General features: G+C 64.3%; 13 protein-coding genes and 1 pseudogene. 3 read left to right on the top strand and 11 right to left on the bottom strand.

All coding sequences use genetic code 11. The features are described from left to right. Positions 1-20: 20 nt before the first annotated feature. Positions 21-788 (bottom strand): SDR family NAD(P)-dependent oxidoreductase, encoded by a 768-nt coding sequence (locus C7441_RS22025; RefSeq protein ID WP_109614710.1) that lies wholly within the window; start codon positions 786-788, stop codon positions 21-23. A gap of 88 nt (positions 789-876) precedes the next feature. Beyond that, positions 877-2,226: a putative bifunctional diguanylate cyclase/phosphodiesterase gene (locus C7441_RS22020; RefSeq protein WP_109614709.1), complete on the bottom strand. Its 1,350-nt coding sequence runs from the start codon at positions 2,224-2,226 to the stop codon at positions 877-879. Positions 2,227-2,413: 187 nt separating this feature from the next. On the opposite strand from C7441_RS22020, the gene gshB reads away from it, so the two are divergent. Both gshB and C7441_RS22010 read left to right on the top strand, forming a co-directional pair. Continuing rightward, positions 2,414-3,355 (top strand): glutathione synthase, encoded by a 942-nt coding sequence (gene gshB, locus C7441_RS22015; RefSeq protein ID WP_109614708.1) that lies wholly within the window; start codon positions 2,414-2,416, stop codon positions 3,353-3,355. A 175-nt stretch (positions 3,356-3,530) separates the two neighbouring features. After that, positions 3,531-5,063 carry a YifB family Mg chelatase-like AAA ATPase gene (locus tag C7441_RS22010; protein ID WP_109614707.1) on the top strand — a complete coding sequence of 511 codons (1,533 nt, stop codon included), beginning with the start codon at positions 3,531-3,533 and terminating at the stop codon, positions 5,061-5,063. A 540-nt stretch (positions 5,064-5,603) separates the two neighbouring features. On the opposite strand, the gene C7441_RS22005 is transcribed toward C7441_RS22010, so the two are convergent. From C7441_RS22005 to dnaK, 8 genes are all read right to left on the bottom strand, one after another. Then, complete coding sequence (locus C7441_RS22005) at positions 5,604-6,227, bottom strand: transglutaminase-like cysteine peptidase (RefSeq protein WP_170125229.1); 624 nt, start codon at positions 6,225-6,227, stop codon at positions 5,604-5,606. A 177-nt stretch (positions 6,228-6,404) separates the two neighbouring features. Further along, positions 6,405-7,682, bottom strand: coding sequence for a polyhydroxyalkanoate depolymerase (locus C7441_RS22000; RefSeq protein WP_109614706.1), 1,278 nt, complete (start codon positions 7,680-7,682; stop codon positions 6,405-6,407). 217 nt (positions 7,683-7,899) lie between these two features. Further along, on the bottom strand, positions 7,900-8,187 hold the full coding sequence (locus C7441_RS21995; RefSeq protein WP_109614705.1) for a DUF1330 domain-containing protein: 288 nt from the start codon (positions 8,185-8,187) through the stop codon (positions 7,900-7,902). Positions 8,188-8,239: 52 nt separating this feature from the next. Beyond that, a complete protein-coding gene (gene pyrF / locus C7441_RS21990) occupies positions 8,240-8,935 on the bottom strand; it encodes an orotidine-5'-phosphate decarboxylase (RefSeq protein ID WP_170125228.1) in 696 nt (231 codons plus the stop codon). Beyond that, positions 8,935-9,525: an NADPH-dependent FMN reductase gene (locus tag C7441_RS21985; protein WP_086002606.1), complete on the bottom strand. Its 591-nt coding sequence runs from the start codon at positions 9,523-9,525 to the stop codon at positions 8,935-8,937. The genes pyrF and C7441_RS21985 overlap by 1 nt, the downstream gene beginning before the upstream one ends. Positions 9,526-9,588: 63 nt before the next feature. Next, positions 9,589-10,197 (bottom strand): phospholipid N-methyltransferase PmtA, encoded by a 609-nt coding sequence (gene pmtA, locus C7441_RS21980; protein WP_109614703.1) that lies wholly within the window; start codon positions 10,195-10,197, stop codon positions 9,589-9,591. A 115-nt stretch (positions 10,198-10,312) separates the two neighbouring features. Then, positions 10,313-11,449, bottom strand: a complete 1,137-nt coding sequence (dnaJ, locus tag C7441_RS21975; RefSeq protein WP_109614702.1) for a molecular chaperone DnaJ — start codon at positions 11,447-11,449, stop codon at positions 10,313-10,315. Positions 11,450-11,644: 195 nt separating this feature from the next. After that, the gene (gene dnaK, locus C7441_RS21970; protein WP_109614701.1) at positions 11,645-13,561 is read right to left on the bottom strand and encodes a molecular chaperone DnaK; all 1,917 of its coding nucleotides are present in this window, start codon (positions 13,559-13,561) and stop codon (positions 11,645-11,647) included. 176 nt (positions 13,562-13,737) lie between these two features. On the opposite strand from dnaK, the gene C7441_RS21965 reads away from it, so the two are divergent. Then, the gene (locus C7441_RS21965) at positions 13,738-14,784 is read left to right on the top strand and encodes a zinc metalloprotease HtpX (protein ID WP_244916227.1); all 1,047 of its coding nucleotides are present in this window, start codon (positions 13,738-13,740) and stop codon (positions 14,782-14,784) included. Between the two features lie 99 nt (positions 14,785-14,883). Here C7441_RS21965 and C7441_RS21960 read toward each other — a convergent pair. Further along, positions 14,884-15,564: pseudogene (locus C7441_RS21960) on the bottom strand (Gfo/Idh/MocA family protein); the annotation flags it as partial. Positions 15,565-15,658: the final 94 nt, after the last annotated feature.

Here is a 15,658-nt window from a genome sequence, read left to right as displayed (position 1 = left end):
CGCAGCAGCGCCGTGCGATGTCACAGAAACCCTGCGTCGACGATCAGCGTCTGGGCCGTAAGCATACGCGAAGCGTCCGACGCCAGAAACAGGCATGGTCCGACCATGTCGTGGGGCTGCATGACCTGCCGGATGCATTGGCGCGAGACATGGGCGGCGAGCGCCTCCTCCGTGACCCAGAGCGCGCGCTGACGCTCGGTGACGACCCATCCCGGCGCGACCGCGTTGACGCGGATGCCGTGCGGCCCGAGTTCGCCCGCCAGTCCCTTGGTCAGGCCGACAATGCCTGCCTTGGCCGTCGTATAGGACGGCATGTCGGGGTGGTTGATCATGAAGGAGGTGGAGGTGAAGTTGATGATCGAACCGCGCCCCGCCCGCTTCATGCCCGGCGCAACCGCCTGCGCGGTGAAGAAATGCGGCCTGAGATTGATCGACTGGTTGTTGTCCCAATAGTCGACCGTGACGTCCTCCACCGCATGACGATCATCGAGCGCGGCGTTGTTGACCAGCACCGTCACCGGGCCATGCGCTTCGGCGGCGCGCACCACGCAAGCCCGCAATGCTTCGATGTCGCGCAGGTCCGCGTTCAGGAACAATGGCGAAGCGCCCGCCTGCTCCCCGACGCGTACGCAAAGCGCCTTGCTCGGTGCGTCGGCAATGTCGATGAAGGCGACCTTCGCGCCCTGCAGGGCAAAACCTTCGACAAGCGCTGCGCCGATGCCGGAGCCGCCGCCGGTGATCAGCACCGAAGCGTCCTGGAGGTCGGGAAATCTCGCAGATGGCATCATGGCCGATGGCTCTCCCATTGCGTGCTCACATCATGGAAAGCACGCCCGGCACGGGCTGGCCAGAGAAAAACGCCCGGCTACGGCGCCCTTACAGCGCGCCGACCCGCGAGGCGCCGCGAAACGTGTCGCGCAGATAGCCCAGCGTGGCGTCCGCATCGGCCGGCTTGCCGAACAGATAGCCCTGCCCTCCGGCGCAGCCGAACTCGATGAGACGGTCGGCCTGCGCTTCTTCCTCGATGCCCTCGGCCACGACATCCATGCCCAGCCCTTCGCACATGGCCAGGATCGCGCGGATGATGTGCTCGGAGGGGCGGTCCTCAAGGATCGAGGAGACGAAGGCGCGGTCGATCTTGAGCTTGTCGAACTGGAATTCGCGCAGCCGCCCCAGCGACGACTGGCCAGTACCGAAATCGTCCAGCGAGACGCGGATGCCGCAGCGGCGCAGGTCGCTGACGATCTTTTCGGCCGAGGCCGGATCAGTCATCAGGCCGGTTTCGGTGATCTCTATTTCCAACCGGCGCGGGTCGAAGCCGGTGCGTTCAAGGATCGCCAGGATATGCAGGCCGGTGTTCTGGTCCACGAGTTGCGACGGCGACAGGTTGAACGACAGGAACAGATCCTTCGGCCAGCTGCGGGCGGCCTCGGTGGCCTTGCGCAGTACGAGCTGCGACAGCGGGCCGATGATGCCGCGTTCTTCCGCGATCGGGATGAAGACGGCCGGCGAGACGAAACCGAGATCGGGATCGGTCCAGCGCGCCAGCGTTTCGAAACCGATGGTCTGCCGGGTCTTGAGATCGACGATTGGCTGGAAATGCGGCTCCACCTCGCCCGCCGACACGGCGCGGCGCAGCGCCTGCTCGATGCGGGTGACGCGCTTGGCCGCCTCTTCCATCTCGCGCGTATAGACCACGACGCGGCCGCGGCCGGAGCGCTTGGCGTGGTAAAGCGCGGTCTCGGCCTTGTTGACCAGGATTTCCGTGGTTTCGTCACCCGAATAGAACAGCGAACACCCCACCGAGGCCGACAGCCGCGCGGTGCGCTCGCCGACATCATAGGGCGCCGACAGGATTTCGATGAGCATGCGCGACTTTTCCGCCGCCGCCTCTTCCGAAAACACCATCGGATAGAGGAAGGCGAATTCGTCGGCGCCGATGCGGGTGACGGTCGCCTGGCCATCCATGGCCGCGCGCAGCCGCATGCCGACCTGGATCAATATGTCGTCGCCGGCACGATGGCCGAACAGGTCGTTGATGGGCTTGAAGCCGTCGAGATCGAGGATGCCGACCGTGAAGGGTGCGGGGTCTTCGGCGCGATCGCTGATGAGGCGGTCCACCTTGTCGAAGAAACGGCGATGATTGCCGAGTCCCGTCAACGGGTCGGTAAAGGCAAGCTCGCTGCTGTCTTTCACGGAGCGGCTCATGCCGAAAGGCGCCTGCATTGCAATTTCCTGCACTTAAAATCCCGGCGCACCGTGGCAGAAAACCGTTTAGGAAAGGTATCCGCGCACCAGCTAATCTTCCGTCGCCAGCGCGCCGGACGCTTCGACTTGCATGCGGCGGGATTGGCAGCGCGCCCGGCAAGCTATACATGCGGGCTGTACACGCCCTTTCCGCCGGAGACCGCGCATGCCGCTCAACATCGCCATACAAATGGACCACATCGCGACGATCTCGATCGCCGGCGATACCTCCTTCGCCCTCGCGCTGGAGGCCCAGCGCCGCGGCCACAAACTGTTCCACTACACGCCCGACCGGCTTTCGATGCGCGGCAAGCAGGTAACCGCCTGGCTGGAGGAGCTGCGGGTGCGCGACGAACAGGGCAGCCATTTCACGCTCGGCGAGCCGGTACGCACCGACCTGTCGCAGATGGACGTGGTGCTCCTGCGCCAGGACCCACCCTTCGACATGAACTACATCACCACCACCCATATGCTGGAGCGCATCCACCCGCAGACGCTGGTGGTGAACGACCCGGCCTGGGTGCGCAACAGCCCCGAAAAGATCTTCGTGATGGATTTTCCGGACCTGATGCCGGAAACGCTGATCACCAAGGATCCGCAGGAAGTCGCCGCCTTCCGCAAGGAATTCGGCGACATCATCGTCAAACCGCTCTACGGCAATGGCGGCGCCGGCATCTTCCATCTGCACGAAGCCGATCGCAACCTGTCGGCGCTGCTGGAGATGTTCGGCCAGATGTTCCGCGAACCCTTCATCGTGCAGCGCTACCTGAAGGAAGTGCGCAAGGGCGACAAGCGCATCATCCTGATCGACGGCGAGCCGGTGGGCGCCATCAACCGCGTGCCGGCCGAGCACGATTCCCGCTCCAACATGCATGTGGGCGGCCGCGCCGAAAAGACCGACCTGACGACCCGCGAGCGCGAAATCTGCGCGCGCATCGGCCCGTCGCTGCGCGAACGCGGCTTCATCCTCGTCGGCATCGACGTGATCGGCGACTACCTGACCGAGATCAATGTCACCTCGCCCACCGGCGTGCGCGAGGTGAAGCGCTTCGGCGGCGCCGACATCGCGGCATTGTTCTGGGATTCGGTGAAAGACAAGCGCAGATAGAAAGTATCGCGGCCGGATGTTCCAGCTTCGCAACCGGCCGCAACCGCATCTGCAACCTGCACGTCAGCCTGTTCCTGAATTGTTCTTGATCCACCCCTGAAACTATGCTTGTCTGACGGCCTGTCAGTTGCAGGCTGGTGTTTTGGGGAAGACCGGCGGGCTGGGGGGGGGCGGCATGGTTTCGCGCGTGCGCACGGTGGCATTTCAGGGCATCGAGGCCGTTCCTGTCGATGTGCAGGTGATGGTCGCGCCCGGCAAGGTCGGCATGTATATCGTCGGCCTGCCCGACAAGGCGGTTGCCGAAAGCCGCGAGCGGGTGCAGGCGGCGCTTCATGCCTCCGGCCTGTCGATGCCGGCCAAGAAGGTCACGATCAATCTGGCGCCGGCCGACCTTCCCAAGGAAGGGTCCCACTACGACCTGCCCATCGCGCTTGGGCTGATGGCCGCGCTCGGCGCCGTTCCCGCCGATGCGCTGGGCGGCTATGTGGTGCTTGGCGAATTGTCGCTCGACGGCACGATCGCCCCGGTGGCGGGTGCGCTGCCGGCGGCGATCGGGGCCAATGCCGAGGGCAAGGGGCTGATCTGTCCGGCCGCTTCAGGCCCCGAGGCGGCATGGGCGGATGCGGAGATCGACATTCTCGCGCCGCGCAGCCTGATTGCCATCGCCAACCACTTTCGCGGCACCCAGATTCTGTCGCGGCCGGAAGCCAGCATCCACACACCGGCGGCGAACCTGCCCGACCTCGCCGACATCAAGGGGCAGGAAAGCGCCAGGCGCGCGCTGGAGGTGGCGGCCGCCGGCGCGCATAATCTGCTGATGGTCGGTCCGCCCGGTTCGGGCAAATCCATGCTGGCGCAGCGCCTGCCCTCCATTCTGCCGCCTCTGGCGCCGAGAGAGTTGCTCGAGGTTTCGATGGTGGCTTCCATTGCCGGCGAGCTGGCCGGCGGCAAGCTGAGCGACCGGCGGCCGTTCCGCGCGCCACATCATTCGGCCTCCATGGCCGCAATGGTGGGCGGCGGCTTGCGGGTCAAGCCCGGCGAGGTTTCGCTTGCCCATAATGGCGTGCTGTTCCTCGACGAATTGCCGGAATTTTCACCGCAAGTGCTCGATTCCCTGCGCCAGCCCATCGAAACCGGCGAATGCGTGATTGCGCGCGCCAACCACCGGGTCAGCTATCCGGCGCGCATTCAGCTCATAGCGGCCATGAACCCGTGCCGCTGCGGCATGGCCGGCGAGCCGGGCCATCGCTGCGCACGCGGGCCGCGCTGCCAGGCGGACTACCAGGCGCGCATTTCGGGGCCGTTGCTCGACCGCATCGACCTGCGCATCGAGGTGCCGGCGGTGTCGGCAAGCGACCTCATCCGGCCGGGCCAGGCTGAGAGCAGTGCTTCGGTGGCGGCGCGCGTGGCCCAGGCACGCGCCATCCAGCAGGAGCGCCATGCACGCTTCGGCACCATGGCAGCCGCCACAAACGCTCATTGCACCACCTCGCTCATCGAGCAGATAGCCGCACCCGATGCCGCCGGCCTCGCCCTCTTGCGCGACGCCAGCGACAAGCTCGGCTTTTCGGCGCGCGCCTATCACCGTGTGCTGAAGGTCGCGCGCACACTGGCCGATCTCGACGGCAACGACACGGTCGGCCGCATTCATCTGGCGGAGGCGATTTCCTATCGCATCGCAGGCGACCGGCTGGCGCAGGCGGCATGAGGAGGACGGATTTTACGGGAGGTTCAAAGCCTGCTTCACACGCCAATCTGCTTGCGAGAAAGGGCCAGGCGGCAACCGTGATTGGCTGAGGTCCGTCAGGCGCGCCGATCCGGCATATGCGGGCTGGACAAGCAAGCGCGGTCACGGATGCGATCCATCGCCTGCCGAACCGGGGCACGCTCCCGGACCGGAGGCTTGCACCCGCGAAGATGGAAACCGGGTGTCGGAAAAGATTGTGCTCAAACATTGGAGCGGTTCCTGTTTTACGGGATCGTCGGAACCGCTGCACCTATTTGGTTCTACGCATTTCGCGGCAAGCAAAGCCGTTTCGCACTTTTGCTGGAAGGGCCCCGGATAGCGCCTGACGACGATCCGGGGACACATCATCAGACTCCGGGGCAGGCAGGCGACGAAACCGTCCGCGAACCCGCGCAGGCTGCCGCTGCGGGCGTCCCGACGAACGCGGTTCGGCTGCCCCGGTCTGGTTTTCTTAGCCGCATTTGTGCGACGCCGGGCGTTTCCGTCCGGCTGCAAGATACCCTACTGCACCGCGCCGACGAGCGGGGCCTGGCCTTCGCGTATGCCGACCCAATGGCCGGTGTGGTTGGATGCCTGCCGCTTGAGGAAGCGATAGCCGGTTTCGTCCCACTGGCGCACGGCATCGGTCAGATTGTCGAGGACGAAATCGCCCTTGTCGGTGCGCAATGTCAGGACGGCGTGGCCCTCGCCATCGGGCTTGCGCACCACGGTGATCAGCAGATTGGAAAGCGAGACGCCCCTGCTCATCAGCTCGCGGCGCTTTTCCAGCACATAGTCCTCACAATCGCCGACGCCATTGTCCGGATAGGCCCAGACCTCGTCCTTGCCGTAGATCTCCATGTCGCTCATCGGCTTGATCGCACGATTGACCTGGAGATTGATGGCGGTGACGGTTTTCCAGAGCGCACCGGTCATGCGCTCCGGCCCCTTGTCACGCGGGCGCAGCGCGCATTCGGCCGGATTGGCCTTGCAAAACTCATAATGGCCGATGGGCTGCGAGGTAAGCCCGCCGGTGGCCATCGGCGCACCCGCGAACGCAACCGCTGCCGGCAGCCCGGCAGTCAACAGTCCAACGAGAAAGGCTGCGCGCAGGCGCGCGCCCTGCATCTTCGGTGAGGAGTTCATTCCCCCAGTCCCGCTTGCCCTTGAATTAATCGTTAACAAAACGTTAAGGGCTGTAACGGCTCGCTGTCAATTGCGGCGACAGGGCGATCTGGCGTTATGGTTACCGGGCAAGGCGCTGCGCGACGATTCTGCAACAGCCCCAAGCGGCATTCCTTGCGCAGCTTCCGGGACCCGGGATCAGGATTTCGAGGACCGCACCAGCCGCGGTTTCGGGCGCGCCCGCTGCCGGTGGCCGTGGCGATTGATGAAATCGACGATGCGCGGGGCGATCTCGGCGCGGAAGCGCGATCCGTTGAAAACGCCGTAATGCCCGACGGCCGGCTGCATATAGTGCTGGCGCATGTTTTCGGGAATATTGACGCACAGATCATGCGCCGCCTGGGTCTGGCCCAGGCCGGAGATGTCGTCGTTCTCGCCTTCGACGGTCAGCAGCGCCACATTGCGGATGGCGGCGGGGTCCACCGGGATTTCACGATGGGTCATCTCCCCCTTCGGCAGCAGGTGGCGAATGAACACGGTGTCGACCGTCTGCAGGTAGAACTCCGCCGTCAGGTCCATCACCGCCAGATATTCGTCGTAGAACTCGCGGTGCTTGTCGGCGCCGTCACCATCGTTCTTCACCAGATGCATGAAGAAGTCCTTGTGGGCGATGATATGGCGGTCGAGGTTCATGCTCATGAAGCCCGAAAGCTGCAGGAAACCCGGATAGACATCGCGCATGAAGCCCGGCGCCGGCCACGGCACCGGCATGACGACGTTGTCGCGGAACCAGTCGAGGCTCTTTTCCTCGGCCAGCAGATTGACCGCCGTGGGGTTGCGGCGGGTGTCGATCGGGCCGCCCATCAGCACCATGCTGGCCGGAGCGTCGGCATCGCCGCGCGCTTCCATCAGCGCAACGGCCGCAAGCACCGGCACCGACGGCTGGCACACGGCCATGACATGCGTGTCCGGTCCCAGGAAATGCAGCATCTCGATGACATAGTCGATATAGTCGTCGAGGTCGAAGGAACCCTCCGAAACGGGCACCATGCGCGCGTCCACCCAGTCGGTGACATAGACCTCGGCATGGGGCAGCATCGTGTCCACCGTGCCGCGCAACAGCGTGGCATAGTGGCCGGACATGGGCGAGACGATCAGCAGCTTGGGGTCGGCCCGACGTCCGGCAGGCACAGCCCGCTCGAAATGCAGCAGGTTGCAGAAGGGGCGCGACCACGCCACCCGTTCGGCCACCGGAACCGTTTTGCCGTCGACCGTCGTGTGCGGCAATTCGAAGGCCGGCTTGCTGTAGCGGCGCGTGGTGCGCTCGAACAGCTCCGCCGTGGCCGCGACTGAACGGCCCCACGGCGTGCGGGAGACCGGGTTCAGGGGGTTCGAATAGAACATGCGCACCGCGTCGGCGCAGGCCCGCACCGGCTGCAGCGCGGCATGATTCATTTCATACAATTGATAGAACATCGAAAACCTTCCTCGGCCGCTATGGAATCGAGCCGACCGGAAGCCCTTTTCAACCCGGATGGCCAGGTTCCTCAGCTTTGCTGCGATGCAACATATCAGTCAATATGCCAATCGTTCATATTCTGGCGCAAAATATTGAAAATTTGTTGCCGAAAACGGCTTCCCGCCGGCGTCTTCATGCCTTGCAAGCATTTTCAATGATGTGGGGGCGCAGGCGTCAGCTGCCCTCCACCAGCACGATCTCGCCATCGGCATATTTCTGGCGGATGGCCCTGGCGGCCTGGTATTCGGGCGAATTGTAGCAATCGCGCGCAGCCTGCAGCGAGGGGAACTCGATCACCACATTGCGGGCGCGGCCGGGCCCTTCGACGGCTTCATGCGCGCCGCCGCGCGCCAGGAAATTGGCGCCGAAGCGCTCGAACGCGGGCCTGGCGGTGGCGACATAGTCCTTGTAACCCTCGGGGTCGCGGATATCGACGCGCGCGATCCAGTATCCCTTCGCCATGATGTTTTTCCTCCCCTCAGCAGCCCGCATGGGCACTCCGGTGCCTCGAAAGCTAGGCGTTCGCCATTTCGGCCAGAATAGCTTCGGCAGCCGCCCGCCTGTCAACCGCGCCGATGATCGGACGGGCCACGACGAGATGGCTGGAGCCATTGCGCAGCGCATCGGCCGGCGTCACCACCCGCTTCTGGTCGCCGCGCTCGGCGCCCGCGGGGCGGATGCCCGGCGTCACCAGCGCAAGCTTTGGCCCGACGACCTTGCGCACCGCGCTCGCTTCCGCCGCCGAGCAGACGATGCCGCCCATGCCGGCGGCCAGCGCCTGTTCGGCGCGGCGCAACACCAGCGTGTGCGGGTCATATTCGTAGCCCGCCTCTACCACGTCCTGCGCATCCATGGAGGTGAGCACGGTGACGGCGAGCAGGCACAGGTCGGAACCCTTCGCCGCCTCCACCGCCGCGCGCATCGCCTTGGGATAGGCATGCAGCGTCAGCATCGAGACACCCATCCTGACGATGTTCTCGACGCCCCTGGCGACCGTGTTGTCGATGTCGAGCAGCTTCATGTCGAGGAACACATTGGTGCCGCCGCTCGCCAGCTCGCGGGCGAAATCCAGCCCGCCGGCGAAGGCGAGCTGGTAGCCGATCTTGTAGAAGGAGGCCACGCCGTCGAGTTCGCGCACCACCGCTTCGGCGTCCTTCACCGTCGGCACGTCGAGCCCGACGATGAGGCGATCGCGCAGGGAGCCGGCCATCAGACTTCCACCCGTGTCGAAAGCATCCTGGCCCTTTCTATCAATGTGCGCGCGACGAGTTCCATGCGCTTGCGCAATTGCTCGTCCCTGAACTCACCATTGTCGTCGAACGCATCCTGCGCGCGCGGCACGGAGCATTGCGGCGTGATGATCTCGACCTGGCAATTCATCAGCACCGAGCGCAGATGGTAGAGCCCGCGCACGCCGGCAAAATTGCCGTCGGAGGAAGAGCACAGCGCAGCCACCTTGCCGGCATAGGGATGGAACGGCACGCCGCCGTCCTTGCGGATGCGGCTGACCCAGTCGACGGTGTTCTTGAGCAGCGGCGGGATGGAGGAATTGTATTCCGGGCTGGCAATCAGGAAGCCGTCATGCGTGGCGATCAGCCGGCCAAGGCGCATGGCGTTCTCCGGTACGCCCTTCTCCTTCTCCAGATCCTGATCCATGATCGGCAGCGGGTAGTCGGCCAGCGAGATGCGCGTGACCTCCGCCCCCTGCAGCGCCAGCGCACGCTGGGCGGCATCGGCGGTTCTGCCGCTATAGGCGCCGGTGCGGATCGATCCGGCAAAGACGAGGATACGGGCGGTCATCGGCATCTCCTGTTCGCTTCCGGGTATAGGCGAACGCGCGTCCGAATCAACCGCCGCCATCCTTTATGCGCTGCCGAGACGGCGATAGACCCAGAGCTGGGCCGGCGGAATGTTGCGGATGACGAAATCGAAATGCTCGACCGTGTATTCGCCGCGCCGCGCCGGCACCGGCGACAGCGGGCCGTAGGTGATCTGGATGACGGGCCGGCCGATCGGCAGGCGGTCGAGCAGGTCGTTTATGTACTGGACCCGCCTGACAGTGGGGAAATTGAGCAGCGGAACGGCCGAAATCGCACAATCGAACTTGTGATTCGCGGTTTCGCCCAAAGTGCTGTCCAGATCGAAGGCATCGCCCTGAATGACGTTCACGCCCGGATAAGCCCGGCGCATGTGCTCGACGAATTCCACGGAATATTCCACCGAATAGACATTGGCGGCAGCAACACCGCGGCCGAGAATGGCGCGGGTGACGACGCCGGTGCCGGGCCCCAGTTCCAGGACCGGAAGCCCGGAAGCCGGATTGACGACGGAAGCCATGCGTTTGGCGGTGATGGAACTCGTTGGAATGATGGCTCCGACCGCCTTGGGCTTGTCGATCCATCCCTTGAAGAAGCGCAATTCGTCGTCGAATTTCGTCGCGAGCGACTTGCGCAATCCAGAACCAGTTGCCATCGGCGTTGTCTCCTGCGTCTCGCCCCCGAGCGATTTTACCTAGCGTCAGCAGCCTGATCCGCGCAAGGTAAAATAGAGCCCTGCGATGCGAAACCAACAACGCGCAGCGGGTTCGTCACTCGCCGAAGGACTCGAAGAAATCCTTCATGCGGGCGAAGAAACCGCTCGATTGCGGGCTGTTGTCCTTGGAGGAAAGCTGCTCGAACTCCTCCAGCAATTCGCGCTGGCGCTTGCTGAGGTTCTGCGGCGTTTCCACGACCGTCTGGATGTAGAGATCGCCGATCGCCGACTGGCGCAGCACCGGCATGCCCTTGCCCTTCAGGCGGAACTGACGGCCGTTCTGGGTGCCTTCGGGCACCTTCACGCGGGTCTGCGTGCCATCGAGCGTGGCAACCTCGAAAGAGCCGCCGAGTGCGGCCGTGGTCATCGAGATCGGCACCTTGCAGTAAAGGTCGGCACCGTCGCGCTGGAAGAATTCATGCGGCCGGACCGACAGGAAGATGTAGAGGTCGCCGGATGGACCGCCGCGCAGGCCGGCCTCACCCTCGCCCGAAAGACGGATGCGGGTGCCGTCCTCGATGCCGGCGGGAATGTTGACCGACAGCGAGCGTTCCTCGGTGGTGCGGCCCTGGCCGGAGCATTTCGGGCACGGGTCCTTGATCGTCGTGCCGCGCCCCTGGCACTGCGGGCAGGTGCGCTCGATCGAGAAGAACCCTTGCGCGGCGCGCACGCGGCCGGAGCCGGAGCACATCGAGCAGGTGACCGGCTGGGTGCCGGGCCTGGCGCCCGAACCGGAGCAGTCGGTGCAGGAGATGGAGGTCGGCACATGGATTTGCGCCGTCTTGCCGGTGAAGGCTTCCTCCAGCGAGATTTCCATATTGTAGCGCAGGTCGGCGCCGCGCTCGCGGCCGCCGGAGGAGCGGCGACGGCCGCCGCCCATCATCTCGCCGAAAATGTCCTCGAAGATGTCGGAGAAACCGCCGGCGCCGAAGCCATTGGCAAAGCCGTTCGCGCCGCCCATGCCGCCATTTTCGAATGCCGCATGACCGAAACGGTCATAGGCCGCGCGCTTTTGCGGGTCCTTCAGGCATTCATAGGCTTCGTTGATTTCCTTGAACTTGTGTTCACAAGCGTGATCGCCGGGGTTGCGATCCGGATGGAACTGCATCGCCAGCTTGCGAAAAGCGCTTTTCAGCTCCTTTTCATCCGCGCCCCGTTGGACGCCCAGCGTTTCATAAAAGTCGGCTTTCATCGTATTCCGCGACCCGGATTTTCAATGTCTTGATGCATCGCTTCGTCCGTTATCTTCGGCGCACAGCATCCGATTTAGTAAGCCTCGCGCGCCGATACCAGAGTGACAGTGCCGCGAAGCGTGGATTTTTCCCACCAGTTGCAAAAAGGCCCGGCAAACGTCGCCGGGCCTCTGGTGAGACTTGGATCGAGCCCGTCAGGCCGACTTCTTCTTGTCGTCGTCTTCGCTGATTTCCTCGAAATCGGCGTCCACGACGTCACCGTCCTTGGCCGCATCGGCAGCGGCGTCGGATTCGGCGGCTTCCTTCTGCGAGGCCTCGTACATGGCCTGGCCGAGCTTCATCGAAACTTCGGCAAGCGTCTGCGTCTTGGCCTCGATGTCGGCGGCGTCATCGCCCTCAGCCGCCGTCTTCAGCGCCGCAATGGCATCGGAAATGGCGGTGCGGTCGGCCTCGGAGACCTTGTCGCCATAGTCCTTGAGCGACTTCTCGGACGAATGCACGAGCGATTCGGCCTGGTTGCGGGCCTCGACCAGCGCCTTGCGCTTCTTGTCGGCCTCGGCATTGGCCTCGGCGTCCTTGACCATCTTGTCGATGTCGGCATCACTCAAGCCGCCCGAGGCCTGGATGCGGATCTGGTGCTCCTTGCCGGTGCCCTTGTCCTTGGCCGAGACGTTGACGATGCCGTTGGCGTCGATGTCGAAGGTCACCTCGATCTGCGGCACGCCGCGCGGTGCGGGCGGAATGCCGACGAGGTCGAACTGGCCGAGCATCTTGTTGTCTGCCGCCATTTCGCGCTCGCCCTGGAAGACCCGGATCGTGACCGCGTTCTGGTTGTCCTCGGCGGTCGAGAAGGTCTGGCTCTTCTTGGTCGGGATCGTGGTGTTGCGCTCGATGAGGCGCGTGAACACCCCACCCAGCGTCTCGATGCCCAGCGAGAGCGGGGTTACGTCGAGCAGGAGCACGTCCTTGACGTCGCCCTGCAGGACGCCCGCCTGGATGGCGGCGCCGATGGCGACGACCTCGTCAGGGTTCACGCCCTTGTGCGGCTCCTTGCCGAAGAACTGCTTCACGACTTCCTGGACCTTGGGCATGCGGGTCATGCCGCCGACCAGCACCACCTCGTCGATCTCGCCCGCACGCAGGCCGGCATCCTTGAGAGCGGCCTTGCAGGGCTCGATGGTGCGCTGCACGAGGTCGTCCACGAGGCTCTCGAACTTGGCGCGCGTGAGCTTCATGGTCAGGTGCTTCGGGCCGCTGGCGTCGGCCGTGATGAAGGGCAGGTTGATTTCGGTCTGCGAGGCGGACGACAGCTCGATCTTGGCCTTTTCAGCGGCCTCCTTGAGGCGCTGCAGGGCCAGCTTGTCGCCGCGCAGGTCGATGCCCTGCTCCTTCTTGAACTCGTCGGCCAGATATTCGACCAGACGCATGTCGAAGTCCTCGCCGCCGAGGAAGGTGTCGCCATTGGTCGACTTCACCTCGAACACGCCGTCGCCGATCTCCAGCACGGAAATATCGAAGGTGCCGCCGCCAAGGTCATAGACGGCAATGGTCTTGCCTTCGCGCTTGTCGAGGCCATAGGCCAGCGCAGCAGCGGTCGGCTCGTTGATGATGCGCAGCACTTCCAGGCCGGCGATCCTGCCGGCGTCCTTGGTGGCCTGGCGCTGGGCGTCGTTGAAATAGGCCGGAACGGTGATGACCGCCTTCTCGACCTTCTCGCCGAGATAGGCTTCCGCCGTTTCCTTCATCTTCTGCAGGATCATCGCGGAAATCTGCGAGGGCGACTGCTTCTTGCCGCCGGCTTCGACCCAGGCGTCGCCATTGTCGCCCTTCACGATGTGATAGGGAACAAGCTTCTTGTCCTTCTCGGTCACCGGGTCGTCATAGCGGCGGCCGATAAGGCGCTTGACCGCAAAAATCGTGTTTTCGGGATTCGTCACCGCCTGGCGCTTGGCCGGCTGGCCGACGAGTCGCTCGTCATTGTCGGTAAAGGCGACAATGGAAGGAGTTGTGCGCGCACCTTCCGCATTCTCAATAACCTTGCCGTCCTTGCCGTCCATGACGGCGACGCAGGAATTGGTCGTTCCGAGGTCGATGCCGATTACTTTTGCCATCTTTGTTTCTCTCCACTTAGCAAGCTGCCAGGACCCATCAGGCGTTCCGGCGGCAGCCCCTTTGGTTCACAAGAATTTCGTCCGCCTCGCTTCGGCTGAAGGCAAGCCGGACGATCTCGGGGGTATATAAGAAGAGGGGCCCTGCTGCGCAAGCGTTCAAGATAGCGGGATGGCCATTGGGCAAAGCCCCGCACCAGCCCCATATTGAAGGCATGACCCATTTCGGCAAGCTCGACCTGATGGCCCAAAGGCGCAATCGCCGGACGAACATGGTGCATACCTGGCTGCTCGGCGCGGCGGGCCTAGTCCTGCTTGCCGTCACCGCCTGGGCATTCGCGGGGTTGGCGGGCGTCGTCTTCGCGCTGGTTTTCGGAACGTTTTCAATCGCGGCGGTGCGTCGTGTGACGCCGCAGATGGTGCTTGGCATGTACAATGCGAAGCCGATTTCCCCCGAAACATTTCCCGCCGGACCGCGCATCGTGGCCGAGTTGTCGCGCCGCGCCGGGCTGCCCAGCGTTCCCCGGCTGCATGTCATTCCGTCGCAGATGATGAACGCCTTCGCGGTCGGCCGCCGCGAGGATTCGGCCATCGCCATCACCGACGCGCTGGCGCGCAACCTGTCGACGCGCGAGCTTGCGGGCGTTCTGGCCCACGAAATGACCCATATCGCCAATGAGGACGTGAAGGTGATGGCCTTTGCCGACATGGTGTCGCGCTTCACCTCGGTCATGTCGACGGTGGGCCTGTTTTCGCTGTTCCTCAATATCGGCGGGGCGGTGGGCGGCGCCGGCTACCACGTGCCCTGGCTCGGCGTCATCGTGCTTCTGGCCGCCCCGACCATCGGCGGGCTCCTGCAAATGGCCCTGTCGCGCACCCGCGAATTCGACGCCGATCTGGGTGCGGCCGCGCTGACCGGCGACCCGGACGGCCTTGCCGCCGCACTCGCCAAGCTGGAACAGGCGCAGGCGCGGCGCTGGGAGAGCATCCTGTTGCCGGGCGCGCGCATTCCCGACCCTTCGGTGCTGCGTTCGCATCCGCGCACGGACGAGCGTGTGGCGCGGCTGATGGCGCTGAAGCGGGCGCGAACCGCGTTTGAGGCCCCCTTCGCCCCCTATGAGGCGCCGCAGCGACGGCGGCGCGCTTCCACCGTGCCGCATATCCGGCCGCATTCAGGCCGGCATCTGGGCGGAATGGGCAATTTTTCCGCACTTTTTGCCATTTAGCCCGAAAACGAGCGGGATACGCCTGCCAGTGAGCTACCCCTCAACCCGCCGCAAGGGCCGCACATCCGGTTGACGCGCGGTGTCTACCGGTGATCGCGGTCAGACCTCTTCCCATCCGTCCTGCGCGCCGGCACGATAGATCGCGTCGATCACCTTCTGGTTGAGCACGGAGTTCTCCAGCGTGAAGACCGGCTCGCCGCCGCCCTGAGCGGCGCGTGCAAAAGCCTCGACCTGCAGGCGGTACTGGCGCGTACCGGGGAAGCGGAGCACCGTCGCTTCCGTATGCTTCTGGTTGTGCAGTTCGATGCGGTGATGATCGTAATCGCCCGCATTGAAAGGCGCATGCACCTCGATGAACCCCGCCTCGCCGTGAAACACCATGGACTGGCGCTGCGCCATCTGCGTGGAGCAATAGAAACTCAGCTCGAAATCGCCGAAATCGGCCTTCACCGAGGAATAGATGTCCGTCCCGAACGCCTTGTCCCACTCGATGGTGGCCTGGACGCGCCGGGGCTCCTTGCCCGTCACCAGCCGCGTCGCCACCGTGGGATAGACGCCGATATCGGGCAGCGCGCCGCCGCCCAGCGCAAGCTGGTTGCGCATATTGGCCGGGTCGACGTTGAAATAGCTGAAAGCGCCCTGCACATGCCGCAGCCGGCCAATGGCGCCGTTCGCCACCAGTTCGCGCACCTTGTGCCATTGCGGATGGTAGAACAGCATGAAGGCTTCGCTGACCAGCACCTTTTCGCGGTCGCGGATTTCGATGAGCGGGGCGATGTCCCATAGGCGCTAACTTAAGGGTTGGCGTTTTGCGCTTTCGATGATTCAACATCGAGATGAAACGCGCATTTTCTCTCGATGATGACTGGTCAAG

Source organism: Pseudaminobacter salicylatoxidans (genome assembly GCF_003148475.1).
GTDB lineage: Bacteria > Pseudomonadota > Alphaproteobacteria > Rhizobiales > Rhizobiaceae > Pseudaminobacter > Pseudaminobacter salicylatoxidans.
This window is presented reverse-complemented; position numbering and strand designations above follow the sequence as displayed.